Genomic DNA, 12,152 nt, shown 5'->3' on the forward strand with positions numbered 1-12,152 from the left:
AAACACAGTTGCTCACCTGCCTGCCGGCAGGCGGATGAGGGGCAGCGCCAACGTCTACAATCAAACCGCGATCTTGCCGCCGCCCTGTTTGGTGATGGCGACGACCGCGGGCCGCACCGGCATGTCGGGCTTGAAGTCGGGCCAGCGCGTCGACAAATCCTCATAATAGGACGGGCGGCCGAACGCTTCCCAGTCCTCGCCGCCGTCGCCCGGATGCTGAACGGCGACGAAGGCGGTCTGATCGTCGGCCGTAAACAGCGGGCCGCACATCTCGGCGCCGATCGGCACGCGGAAGAACAGCTTCGAGGTCGCCCGCGCCGAACCTTCGGTGTCGACCGCCCACAGGCCGTCGGTGCGGCCGGTGGCTTTCGGGCCCTGCCCGTCGGTGGCGACCCACAGGCGGCCGGCCGAATCGACCGCGCAATTGTCGGGCATGCCGAACCAGCCATGGGCCGTCGTTGCCGTCGAGAAGGTGGCGCCGACATCGGCAACCGCCGGATCGCCGCATTTCAACAGCACTTCCCACTTGCCCTTGGTGCTGGTGAAATCGCCGCCGTCCTCCGATATCTCGATGATGTGGCCGAAGGTATTCCCGGCGCGCGGGTTGGCGGCGTCGACCTGGTCGGCCTTGCGCTTCGAATTGTTGGTCAGCATGACATAGACCTTGCCGTTGACGGCATTGGGCTGGATGTCCTCGGGGCGGTCCATCTTGGTGGCGCCGAGCAGGTCGGCGGCGCGGCGTGTCTCAATCAGCACGTCGGCCTGGCTGGCAAAGCCGTTCTCGGTGGTCAGCGGGCCCTGGCCGAAGACGATCGGCAGCCATTCGACCGTACCATCCTCGGCGAACCTGGCGACATGCAGCGTGCCGTCGTCGAGCAGATCCTTGTTGGCGGCATGGTCGTTGGCGTTGAAAATTCCCTTGGTGACGAACTTGTAGGCATAGTCGAAACGCTCGTCGTCGCCGAGATAGAAGACGACGCGGCCATCCTTGGCGACGATCGATTCGGCGCCCTCGTGCTTGAAGCGGCCCATGGCGGTGCGCTTCCTCGGCGTCGAGGTCGGATCGTTGACGTCGACCTCGACGATCCAGCCGAAACGGTTGGGCTCGTTCGGCTCCTTGGCCAGGTCGAAGCGATCGTAATGTGCCGCCCATTCATAGGCGCCTTCGGGAATGCCGAGGCGCTTGTAGTTGGCGGCTTCCTTGTGGCCTTCCGGCAAGTCGCCGGAGAAATAGCCGTGGATGTTTTCCTCGGCCATCACATAGGTGCCCCAGGGCGTGACGCCGCCGGCGCAGTTGTTGACGGTGCCAAACACCTTCGTGCCGGACGGGTCGGCATTGGTCTTGACGCGGTCATGGCCGGCGACCGGGCCGGACAGCGCCATTTCGGTGCTGGAGGTGATGCGGCGGTTGAGCTTGCCGTCGCGCACCACCTGCCATTTGCCGGATACCTTGCGGATCTCGACGATGGTACCGCCATGCGCGGCCATCTCGACATCGACCTGCTCCTTGCTGAGCGGTGCGACTTCGGCCGACTTCTTGCCGTCCTTCTCGACGATCTTGACGATGCCCGGGAACATCAGATGCGGGTTGGTATATTCGTGGTTGACGACCAGCAGGCCGTGTTCGGCCGAACCGTCGATCGGGATGTAGCCGACATAGTCGTTGTTGTAGCCGAACTGTTTTGCCTGTGCCTGCGCCGACTGTTTCGTCGGGTCGAACTCCGGCGAATCGGCAAACAGCGGATCGCCCCAGCGCAACAGCACATCGGCATCGTAGCCAGGCGCGACATGGTGCTTGTCGTCGATGCCGGCTTCGAGCTCGTCGAACGCGAAGGCGGAGCCTTCGGCGGCCCGGGCCTGGTCGGCGCTGACCAGCGCCAGCGGGCCGACGGTGGCGGCGATGGCAGAGACGGCCAGCGAACCCTTCAGGAAACCACGGCGCGAGAACCGGGCGGCGATGATCTCGCCCATGGTGCGGTTGTCGGTGGGATTGCTGGCCGGGCCGTCGTTTTCCTCGAGCAGGCTGGTGCGGAATTTGGCGTCGAGAGAGCGGTGTTCGGTCATCTGGCTTGCCTCTGGCTTTAGGGGTGGCTGGAGCGTATTGCCTGCTCAAACCCCTTACAGTCGGCCGATCACATTTTCGTGACAATGCGAGCGGCTTTCAACCGCGACCGGCCTGCAACGGTCGAAGTCCCGACAAGAGGTCTGCTTGACGTGCCTGCGCGGTTCGGAAACAAGGACTGCCAAAGGGTGTTATCGAGGGGCAAGACATTGAGTTTTTCGGGATTGCTGCAGCTCGGCTTTTCGACGGTGATCTTCCTGCTGGCGGCGACGGCCGCCAAGCAATGGGGGCTGGCGCCAAGCCTCGGCAAGATCCTGCTGACGCTGGCGCTCTATTCGTTGGGCAATCTGATCATGCTGCGGCTGATCCGCGAGTTCGGCATGTCGGTGTCGTTCAGCCTGTCGGCCGTCATCCAGCTGGTGTCGGTGAATGTCGTCGCCCTGGTGTTCTTCGGCGAGCGCGTCAACGCGCTGCAGGCGACCGGCATCATGCTGGCGATCGCCGCGGTGGCGCTGATCACGCTCGGACCCTATCTGCAAGGGCGGATGTAGCGGAGCGAATGCCGATGAAGACCACCGCCAACGCTCTGCTCACCCGGATCGAATTTCCGGTGCTGCTGGCCGGCCTGCTCATCGCCGGCTGCCTGTGGGGGTTCGAGGAACTGATGGAGGTGGCGCGAGCCACAACGCCGCACGCCTTCGACACCGAAATCCTGCTTGCCTTCCGCCAGGCGGGCCAGCCCGGAATTCCGATCGGCCCGCTTTGGCTGGAAGGCGTGATGCGCGACGTCACCAGTCTCGGCAGCGCCACCGTGCTGGTGCTGATCACGGCGGCGACGATCGTCTATTTGCTGTTGATCCGCCGGCCGGCGCCCGCACTGCTCATCTTTGTCGCGGTGGCCGGCGGCCAGCTGCTGTCGAGCTTGCTGAAGGTCGGCGTCGACCGGCCGCGCCCGGAGCTCGTCTCGCACCTCGTCAGCGAAACCTCGCTGTCCTTTCCGAGCGGTCACGCCATGCTGTCGGCGGTGACCTATCTGACCCTCGGCTCGCTGGCGGCTGGCTTCCTGCAGGACAGGACGGTCAAGGCCTATGTGCTGGTCCTGGCGGTGCTGACGACGCTGCTGGTCGGGATCAGCCGCATCTATCTCGGTGTGCACTGGCCGTCGGACGTGCTGGCCGGCTGGTGCGCCGGCTTCGCCTGGGCGATGCTGTGCTGGCTGGCGGCGCGACTTCTGCAGCGACGCAAGGGCGGCGAAAGCGAGATTGGAGATTGAGGGCCTTGAGCGGCAATCAGATCAGTCGGTTGATCAGCCCATGTCCACAGCCTGCCAGCAGAAGAACCACCGACAGCAAGCATGTCGATGTCATCAAAGTTCTGAAAATAGTCACCAGCGTCACCCCACCCCAGATGGATCATCCTAGCTGGCAATTCTCAGGAAGTATCCAAAAAATGAACAGGCAGGCGACCACGCCTACGTATGAAACATTCATATTGATGCTTGAAACATCACAATGATGGTATTATACGCTAGACCTGCAGACTCAGACGGGGATTTCGGCCGATGATCACTGCCGCGCAGATGCGCGCCGCGAGGGCGCTGGCCGGCATCGATCAGAAGACGCTAGCCGAACGCGCCGGCGTTTCGCTTCCGACCATTCAGCGCATGGAAGCGAGCGACGGTGTGGTCAGGGGCGTGGTCGATACGCTGATGAAGGTCATCCAGGCCCTCGACGAGGCCGGGGTGGAACTGATCGGCGAGAACCAGACCAGCGAGCGCGGCGGCCGGGGCGTGCGCCTCAAGCCTGTCGTGCCGCCGGATCCCAAGGCTGAGCCGGCATAAAGTCGCGACGGCGACCGCCGACAGTCCTGCCGACGATCCCGCCGCCTTCGGAAGCGGAAGGCAGTCCATGGATCAGATCCGGCAGGCAGTGCATCAACCGGCCCGGAAGTCGGCCCAGAAGTCGGCAAAGCCGACATTTTCCGAATTGTTCACGCCGAAGCTGGTGACGGTCTGGCGCGAAGGCTATCACCTGCCGCAGTTCAAGGCCGACTTCATGGCCGGGCTGACCGTCGCCATCGTCGCGCTGCCGCTGTCGATGGCAATTGCGATTGCTTCGGGCGTCACGCCGGAACGCGGCCTGTTCACGGCAATAGTCGGCGGCTTCATCGTCTCGGCACTGGGCGGCAGCCGCTTCCAGATCGGCGGCCCGGCCGGCGCCTTCATCGTGCTGGTGGCGGCAACGGTCCAGCGCGAAGGGGTCGACGGGCTGCTGCTGGCGACGATGATGTCGGGTGTCTTCCTGCTCGCCATCGGCTACCTCAGGCTCGGCACTTACATCAAATTCATCCCCTATCCGGTGACGGTCGGCTTCACCGCCGGCATCTCGATCATCATCTTCTCCGGCCAGATCGTCGAACTGTTCGGGCTGAAACTTGGCCGGCCGGAGCCGGGGCCGCTGCTGCCGAAACTGGTGGCGATCGGCGAGGCGGCCGGCACGCTCAACATCTCGGCGACACTGGTGGCGGTGCTGACCATCGTCACCATCGTCGCGGTCAAACGCTGGCGGCCGGGCTGGCCGGGCATGCTGATCGCCGTCGGCCTCGCCTCGCTGGTGGTGGCGCTGCTGGCGCTGCCGGCGGAAACGATCGGCACGCGCTATGGCGGCATTCCGCGCAGCCTGCCGTTCCCGGCACTGCCGGCATTCAGCCTCGACAAGGCGATCGCGGTGCTGCCGGACGCCGTCGCCTTCGCGCTGCTCGGCGCCATCGAATCGCTGCTGTCGGCGGTCGTCGCCGACGGCATGACCGGCCGGCGACACCGTTCCAATTGCGAACTGGTGGCGCAGGGCTTCGCCAATATTGCGTCGGCTCTGTTCGGCGGCATCTGCACCACCGGCACCATCGCCCGCACCGCGACCAATGTCCGGGCCGGCGCGAATGGGCCGGTTTCGGGCATGCTGCACTCTCTCTTCCTGCTGGTCTTCATGCTGGTGGCCGCACCGCTCGCCAGCTACATCCCGCTCGCCGCCCTTGCCGGGGTGCTGGCGGTGGTCTGCTGGAACATGTTCGAGAAACAGGCTTTTGCCACGCTGCTGCGCGCCTCGCGCGGCGACGCGCTGGTGCTGCTGGCAACCTTCCTGATCGTCGTCTTCCGCGACTTGACCGAGGGCATCGTTGTCGGCTTCGCGCTCGGCTCGATCCTGTTCATCGACCGCATGGCCAAGTCGATCGCGGTCGAGGCGGACTTGCCACTGGTGCCGGACGATGTCGCCGACTCCAGCGGCCGCGCCTATGATGCCAGCGAGGCAAGCGATGCCGACACCGTGGTCTACCGCATCTCGGGCGCCTTCTTCTTCGGCGCCGCATCGACCGTCGGCACCGTGCTCGACCGCATCGCCGACCAGCGCAAGAATTTCATCCTCGATTGTTCGGCTGTGCCGTTCTTCGATTCGACAGCCGCCAATGTCATCGAGGGCGCCGCGCACAAGGCAAAGCGGGCTGGCGTGCGCTTCATCATATCAGGCGCCTCGCCGCAGATACGGCGCACGCTGATCAACCACGGCGTCAAGCGGCCGCTGGTGACCTACGCCGCTTCGATCCGCGACGCGCGGGCGCAGCTGAACGGGAAACTGGAGACGGAGTAGCAAGCTGGGATTTGCGGGCCGGCGGCCACTTTGTCAGGGGAAAGTTGTCCACCGGTCAGCGCCGATCGTCAGGCCCGCTTTTGACCCGAAGCGGTCACTGGCTCAATCCCCGATTTGGAAGATCCCGCTGGACCGCGACCTGGATCGACCGCAGAATGGAACGACACGGAGTGGGGGCTGTCGTGGCTGGCGAGGTGACAATTCGTGAACTCAATGGGCTCGATGAGATGCTCTCGATCTATCCGGTGTTCCGGCAGGGCAACGCGCATCTGGACGAAGCGGCGTTTCGGGAACGGCTCTCGGCAATGCACGCCCAGGGCAACTACCGCTGCATCGCGGCCTACATCGACGATCGGATGGTGGGTATCTCCGGCTTCTGGACGGGCATTCAGCTCTGGTGCGGGAAGTACATCGAAGCCGACCATGTGGTGGTCGACACGACGCTGCGCAGCCTTGGCACAGGCACCAAGCTGATGACGTGGATCGAGGCGGAAGGCGAGCGGACTGGCTGCGCTGTCTTCCGTATCGCCATGGTGCTTGGCAAGGAACGCACGCACCAGTTTTACGCGCGAAACGGCTTCTTCGATGATGGCCTTCTCATGGTGAAGGCCCTCAGCCGAGGCGTCGCGGAGTTCCCGGAGTATGTAGCGCGACCTGCCGAGCCAGGTTTGGGGGTCTAGCGGTTGTCCGCTCCTGGCACTTGGCGGCCGGTTCGTAACCCATTTTTGGCGCGCCGGTTAATTAACCGGGCATTCGCTCCGATGGGCTCCAATGATCCAGAACGTCTTCATCGACCTGTCGATGCTGCCGTGAAAACCGCCAATTGAGCGTCGAAAGCACGCTTGAAGGCCGGCCGCGCTTCGCCGCGGGCGACATAGGCGGCGAGGTTCGGATCCAGCAGACCCGATCCGTTCAACCTGCGCAGGACGCCCACCATCACGAGGTCGCCGGCGCTGAACGCGCCATCGAGCCAGTCGGCATCGCCAAGCCGACGCGAAAGGTCGCCCAGCCGGTTGCGGATGCGATCCTCGACAAGAAGCCGGCGCTGTCCGGACCAGCTCTTGTCGCCTTCAAGGAACTTGGCGGTTACGAGCTCAAGGATCGGCGGCTCGACCGTGCTGAGCGCGGCAAACATCCATGTGATGGCGCGCGCTCGGGCATTCGCATCATCGGGCAGCAGACCCGCATGGCGCTGTGCGATATGGAACACGATGGCGCCGGACTCAAACAGAGCGAGGTCGCCTTCTTCATAGGTCGGAATCTGACCGAAAGGATGCAGCGCGCGATGCGCGGGCTCCTTCATCTCAGCGAACGAAACGAGACGAACGTCGTAGGGTTGGCCCACTTCTTCGAGTGCCCAGCGAACATGCATGTCGCGCCCCAGTCCCCTGCCGCGGTCGGGCGACCGTTCAAAGGCTGTGATGGTGGGTGTCATTGCAAGGCTCCGGGTGTTGCTCGGTGAGATGTCCAGTTCTTGCTGTGCCTCCACAGGACGAACGACCGGCGTGATTTCCGACAACCAGGCCTGCTTTTTGCCAACTATTTCGGCGTCCGAACTCAAGCGCTCCGGCTCCGCTTGCGACCGCGCTAGCGCAGCAAACCCTCGTCTTCGAACGCGTCCCAGCCCTCCAACTTTGGACGTGGGGCATCTGCTTCGCGGGCATTCCTGGCAGCGGCGGCCTTGCCCTTTCCCGCACGAGTCAGTGCGGCCTTTCCGGCCGCGCGCCGCCTGTTTTCGGCGGCCTCTCGCGCGTCCTCCTCTCTCCAGACGGCCGGCAGGTCGCGATCCAGGACGTCCTCGATATGCAGCGGGTCGAAGACGTGGAACGTGACGGCCTTGGCGCGGCCGCGCAACTTGACGGTGCGCGTCCCGGTGCTCCGCAGGCGACCGTCTTTGAGCCATTTGTGACGTTCTCGCGCAGAGATCGTCAGAATGTCCTCCGCCTCGCGCGGCAGCACCGGCAGGTCTTCGATGCCTTGCAACGTCCTCAAGATTTTCGCCGAGGCAGCGCTGAACTCAGCCGCCGCGGCTTGCGGCATACGCAATGCAATGTGCCCAGCCTCCGCCTTGACGCATTTGCTAGCAGCCCATGGCAGGCGCGCCCGTATTTCGCGTTCGATGCCCTTCGCACGCACCGACGAGCCAAGCGTCGCCGATGGCGGCAGCGGCCATTCGGCAATCAACAGCGGCGGTTTACTCATGCTTTGCCCGGACGTTACCCATCCAACCTACGATTCCGGATGCGGAATTCAACTCGGCCTAGGCTTTCCGGTTCCTCGATGTCGACTTCCGTTTCGAAAATGCGGCGCGTGTCGTCGAACTTTTGACGACGCTGGGAGAACTGATATGGAGAATTGAGCCTGAGCGGAGGAAAAATTGACCCTGACCAATCGAGATCTTGTCGAGCTTACGGCATGGCGGCGCAAGCTGCACCAGCATCCGGAAATCTCGAATGAAGAGGAGGAGACCGCGAGCGAGGTCGTCGACTTTCTCGCCGACACGGGGCCGGACGCGGTGCTGACCGGATTGGGCGGGCACGGCGTGGCGGCGATCTACGAAAGCGGCAAGGCGGGACCAACGGTGTTGGTCCGCTCGGAACTCGATGCGCTGCCGATCCACGAACTTTCGGGCGCGCCGCATTCGTCGCTGGTGCCAGGCAAGTCGCATATGTGCGGCCATGACGGACACACCGCGATCCTCGCGGCACTTGGCCGCCAACTTGGGCGCGAGAGGCCCGCTCGAGGACGCGTCGTGCTGATGTTCCAGCCGGCCGAAGAAACCGGCAACGGCGCGGCCGGTGTCGTCGCCGATCCGCGCTTCGGCGCGATCGCGCCGGATTTCGCGTTCTCCTTGCACAACCTGCCGGGCGTGCCCTTCGGCGAGGTTCGGCTCAAGACCGGCGTGGTGAACTGTGCCTCACGCGGCATGCGCATCGTGCTGGAAGGCAAGACCGCGCATTCGTCCATGCCCGAGACCGGCATTTCGCCGATGATGGCAATCAGCCAATTGATGCCGGCGCTGCCTGCGCTCGGACGCGGTACTTTTGCCGACGACGAATTCAGCATGCTGACCGTCACCCATGCCGAGATGGGCGAAGCCGTGTTCGGCATCGCGCCCGGCCGGGCGGAAGTCTGGGCGACGCTGCGCACCCGGCGCGACGACCGCATGGCCAGCCTGTGCGCCGCCGCTGAAGCTCTGGTCACAAAGATCGCTGCCGAGCATCGCCTTGCGGCTCGGTGGGACTATCACGAGATATTCGTTGCCAGCGTCAACGCATCGGAGGCGGTGGAGCATCTGCGGCGCGCTCTCGATGAAGAGGGCGTCCTGCACGACGAAGAAAACCTGCCGATGCGCGCCTCGGAAGATTTTGGCGTGTTCGGCCACGCAGCTTCATCGGCGATGTTCTTCCTGGGTGCGGGCGAGCGGCACCCGGCGCTGCACAATCCGGACTATGACTTTCCCGACGACCTGATCCCGATCGGCTCGAAGGTATTCATGCGCACGGTGCGCAACCTTCTGGGCTGATTTCTGCCAATGCAGGAAATGCCCGTCAGAGCTGGACAACGGCAATGAAAACCGGGTTTCCAGCGGCCTCATCGGAGCTCTCTTCTTGCTGGAAGACGAGTTCTGTGCACTCTCCACAATGCTTTGGGAAAGGCTTCGGGATGAGAATTGCAATGTTGGTCGCGTTGGCCGCGACTTTGACTGGATGCGTGACCTCTCCGGTCGATTATGGGGCGTCGCTTTCTAATCAAGACCCGAAATGGGTGTCGCCGGAATGCCAGCAAGCCCGCATGGCGGCTTCGGCCTACGACGCTCGCGAAAAAGAGCACCCGGGTTGGGGCTTCGGCGTCCTGCTTGGCCCGTACTCATTGGGGCTCGTGGCAGCCGTCAAGGAGCACGAGCAGAAGCAACGAAAATTGTTCGCCCGGGAGGTCCATTTGCGGTGCTCGAGTCTTCCATTGCCAAAAGAGTTGCAGATCGACCCAAGCCTGCAGGGCGCAGGTGCAAATCAGACGAAATATCCGTAGATGTGACGCCCCACACGTCCTGCAGTTCCAACCTTTCAGGCAGGAAGACAAGCTTCCTCAGACCGCCGCCTCGATTGGCTCGGCCAGCTTCGGGTTTGCGCGCGCCGCGATCAGGCAGCCGGCGACGATCAGGCATGCTCCTGTCAGCGTCGTCCAGGTGGCCGCCTCGCCGAAGAAGAACCAGCCGAGCGCGACCGCCCAGATGAAGGCCGAGTATTCCGTCGGGATCAGATATTGCGCTTCGGCGCGGGCATAGGACCAGCTCATCAGGAATTGCCCGGCTAGCGACAGCACCGTCACCCCGGCCAGGGGAAGCCAGAGATTGCTCGGCAGTGCGACGGCGAGCCACGGCGCGGCGAGACCCAGGATGATGGCAACGCAAAGGTTCTGGAAGAACATGATCTCGATCGGCTTGGCCAACTGCGCCTGTTGCCGGGCGAGGATCAGATTGTAGCCGTAGAACACCGTCGACAAGAGCACCGCCGCCGTGCCCAGCGTGGTATCTTGCGAGGTGCTTGCCTGGCCGAACTGGCCGGCCATTATGATCGCGACACCCGCGATGCCGGCCAGCGACGCCCAGATTGCCTGCCGGCGGATTCGTTCGCCCAGCAAGAGTGCTGCGAGGAAGAGGGCGAACAAGGGCGCGATGAAGCTGAGCCCGATCGCCTCCGCCAGCGGCAGCCTGGCGAGACCCCAAAAGAACAATATCAGAACGATGCCGACGACAGCGGCACGCAGCGCATGCAGCCGCAGCACCGCAAGGGTTGGCTTTGAGCGCGACCCTGCCGACCAGGCAGCACCCGCGACGACAGTCGCGACCATGCTGCGCCACAGCACCGTGTTGTAGACGCCCACGGCAATGACCAGGGTCTTCATCGCCGCATCCATCCCCGACAGCAGGAAGATCCCGAGCGCGCAGACGAGCACGGGGATCATCGGGGAAACGGCGCTGTTCAGGCTGGATGTCTTCACGGCTTCATTCATGTGCAGCCGGATATCCCGGAGCGAACGGCAGGACCAGATGGCAGCCCCGTCCATGTGGCGGTCCAATCCCGATTGGATGCAGCGCGCGATTTTGCGGGCCGGTGCGTTCGGGCAACAGCGCAAACGGAGCTTCAGTGCCGTTCAAGGGAAGACTATCGCATATGGAAATGTGAGATGTTTGCCCGGCACGTACCCCACCCCTAACCCCTCCCCACAAGGGGGAGGGAAACTTTGCGGCAGCGCCACCTGGCGCGAACTTCAACAATTTTGGTCGAAACAGTGGTGTCAACGTCTCCCTCCCCCTTGTGGGGAGGGGTTAGGGGTGGGGGTACTTCATAAAGCGAAAGCTTCAGGCGCCCGTATGCGATGCACTTTCTTTCAAGGAAGGAGGAGGGCGGCTACTTATTCGTTGAGTGATCTTGGACCGCTGACGAACGGGCTGCCCCGGACATAAAACCGCAGCGGGCGGTCCGCGTCCTTTGAAATGCCGATCCTGGTGCTCTGCCCGATTTCGCCAGGCCCGTGGTCATCGCAAGCGAGCCCGTGGTCGTCGCTCGTCAGCCATAGCGGGCCTTCCCGGCAAAGGTCGAGCCCATCGAGCGAACGATCAATCCGCAATGCCTGGGCCAGCCTTCCCGGTCCTCGTGCCAAATCGCGCAAGCGCTCGATGCCGCGATTGACCCGCATGATAGGGATGCCTTCGAGCGGCTCGAGCGCCCGGATCAGGACGCCGGTTCCGATCCCTTGCATCTCGCTCGAGACATTCAGCATGGTCGAGACACCGTAGGCGAGATAGACATAGGCGTGCCCGCGCTCGAGAAACAGCGAACGATTGCGCGGGGTCATCCCCCGGTAGCCATGTCCAGCAGCGTCGCCGACGACATAGGCCTCGGTCTCGACGATGCGGCCGCTGGCGACGCCTTCCGGCAACTTCCGCACCACGATCTTGCCGACGAGATAGCGGGCGAGAGCTGCCGTGTCCGCCGGCAGCTCCGCGCGGGCGAGCGGCGGATGATCATCCCTGCGGTTCACGGCATCCGCTCGACCCATTGCGCGCGCGAAGGTCCCGGCTCGAACGGATCGCCGAAATACTGGGTCTCGCGGGCCACCTTGCCATCGAGGAACTCCATGATGCTCACCGTGTAAGACGGCCGCCCGTCATAGGCCAGGACATATTCGGTGATCCAGAGGTCGCCGGCGCCGATGATCCGCCGCACCGTGAAGCGCTTCCGGTTCGGTTGCGCGGCGCGCGATGACTGAATGCTTCGCCGCCCGCGGATCCGCTCACCCGATTGCGGATAGTCGAGCACCGCGTCCTCTCGGTAAATCTCGTGCTCGCCCTCGAAATCGTTCGCATCGGAGGCAGCCCAGTGGCGATCCAGAGCCGCTCTTGTCTCCCGGTCTTCCATATCGACCTCCTTCACCGCCTG

General features: G+C 63.8%; 14 protein-coding genes. 8 read left to right on the forward strand and 6 right to left on the reverse strand.

The annotated features are described in order from the left end of the window. Positions 1 to 60: 60 nt before the first annotated feature. Positions 61 to 2,064, reverse strand: a complete 2,004-nt coding sequence (locus tag BPNPMPFG_RS22285) for a PhoX family protein (RefSeq protein WP_258590813.1) — start codon at positions 2,062 to 2,064, stop codon at positions 61 to 63. A 207-nt stretch (positions 2,065 to 2,271) separates the two neighbouring features. Between BPNPMPFG_RS22285 and BPNPMPFG_RS22290 the strand changes: the two genes are divergently transcribed. From BPNPMPFG_RS22290 to BPNPMPFG_RS22315, 6 genes are all read left to right on the forward strand, one after another. Then, positions 2,272 to 2,613, forward strand: coding sequence for a hypothetical protein (locus BPNPMPFG_RS22290; RefSeq protein WP_258590814.1), 342 nt, complete (start codon positions 2,272 to 2,274; stop codon positions 2,611 to 2,613). 14 nt (positions 2,614 to 2,627) lie between these two features. Continuing rightward, positions 2,628 to 3,335, forward strand: coding sequence for a phosphatase PAP2 family protein (locus BPNPMPFG_RS22295; RefSeq protein ID WP_258590815.1), 708 nt, complete (start codon positions 2,628 to 2,630; stop codon positions 3,333 to 3,335). A 5-nt stretch (positions 3,336 to 3,340) separates the two neighbouring features. Further along, positions 3,341 to 3,577 (forward strand): hypothetical protein, encoded by a 237-nt coding sequence (locus tag BPNPMPFG_RS22300; protein ID WP_258590816.1) that lies wholly within the window; start codon positions 3,341 to 3,343, stop codon positions 3,575 to 3,577. A gap of 46 nt (positions 3,578 to 3,623) precedes the next feature. After that, positions 3,624 to 3,902 (forward strand): helix-turn-helix domain-containing protein, encoded by a 279-nt coding sequence (locus BPNPMPFG_RS22305; RefSeq protein ID WP_183446797.1) that lies wholly within the window; start codon positions 3,624 to 3,626, stop codon positions 3,900 to 3,902. Between the two features lie 67 nt (positions 3,903 to 3,969). Next, positions 3,970 to 5,706, forward strand: a complete 1,737-nt coding sequence (locus tag BPNPMPFG_RS22310; protein WP_258590817.1) for a SulP family inorganic anion transporter — start codon at positions 3,970 to 3,972, stop codon at positions 5,704 to 5,706. Between the two features lie 182 nt (positions 5,707 to 5,888). After that, complete coding sequence (locus BPNPMPFG_RS22315; RefSeq protein ID WP_258590818.1) at positions 5,889 to 6,386, forward strand: GNAT family N-acetyltransferase; 498 nt, start codon at positions 5,889 to 5,891, stop codon at positions 6,384 to 6,386. 107 nt (positions 6,387 to 6,493) lie between these two features. On the opposite strand, the gene BPNPMPFG_RS22320 is transcribed toward BPNPMPFG_RS22315, so the two are convergent. Both BPNPMPFG_RS22320 and BPNPMPFG_RS22325 read right to left on the reverse strand, forming a co-directional pair. Next, positions 6,494 to 7,141, reverse strand: coding sequence for a glutathione S-transferase family protein (locus BPNPMPFG_RS22320; RefSeq protein WP_258596862.1), 648 nt, complete (start codon positions 7,139 to 7,141; stop codon positions 6,494 to 6,496). A gap of 152 nt (positions 7,142 to 7,293) precedes the next feature. Continuing rightward, positions 7,294 to 7,908: a hypothetical protein gene (locus BPNPMPFG_RS22325; RefSeq protein WP_258590819.1), complete on the reverse strand. Its 615-nt coding sequence runs from the start codon at positions 7,906 to 7,908 to the stop codon at positions 7,294 to 7,296. 175 nt (positions 7,909 to 8,083) lie between these two features. Here BPNPMPFG_RS22325 and BPNPMPFG_RS22330 point away from each other — a divergent pair, with 175 nt between their 5' ends. Beyond that, complete coding sequence (locus tag BPNPMPFG_RS22330) at positions 8,084 to 9,232, forward strand: amidohydrolase (protein WP_258590820.1); 1,149 nt, start codon at positions 8,084 to 8,086, stop codon at positions 9,230 to 9,232. Positions 9,233 to 9,372: 140 nt separating this feature from the next. Next, positions 9,373 to 9,738 carry a hypothetical protein gene (locus BPNPMPFG_RS22335; RefSeq protein ID WP_258590821.1) on the forward strand — a complete coding sequence of 122 codons (366 nt, stop codon included), beginning with the start codon at positions 9,373 to 9,375 and terminating at the stop codon, positions 9,736 to 9,738. A gap of 57 nt (positions 9,739 to 9,795) precedes the next feature. Here BPNPMPFG_RS22335 and BPNPMPFG_RS22340 read toward each other — a convergent pair whose 3' ends face one another. From BPNPMPFG_RS22340 to BPNPMPFG_RS22350, 3 genes are all read right to left on the reverse strand, one after another. Next, positions 9,796 to 10,722: a DMT family transporter gene (locus BPNPMPFG_RS22340; RefSeq protein ID WP_258590822.1), complete on the reverse strand. Its 927-nt coding sequence runs from the start codon at positions 10,720 to 10,722 to the stop codon at positions 9,796 to 9,798. Positions 10,723 to 11,124: 402 nt separating this feature from the next. Further along, positions 11,125 to 11,772, reverse strand: a complete 648-nt coding sequence (locus BPNPMPFG_RS22345) for a DNA-3-methyladenine glycosylase (protein ID WP_258590823.1) — start codon at positions 11,770 to 11,772, stop codon at positions 11,125 to 11,127. Further along, complete coding sequence (locus BPNPMPFG_RS22350; RefSeq protein WP_258590824.1) at positions 11,751 to 12,131, reverse strand: nuclear transport factor 2 family protein; 381 nt, start codon at positions 12,129 to 12,131, stop codon at positions 11,751 to 11,753. Before BPNPMPFG_RS22350 ends, BPNPMPFG_RS22345 begins: the two co-directional genes overlap by 22 nt. Between the last annotated feature and the right edge of the window lie 21 nt (positions 12,132 to 12,152).

Source organism: Mesorhizobium sp. AR07 (assembly GCF_024746815.1).
Lineage (GTDB): Bacteria > Pseudomonadota > Alphaproteobacteria > Rhizobiales > Rhizobiaceae > Mesorhizobium.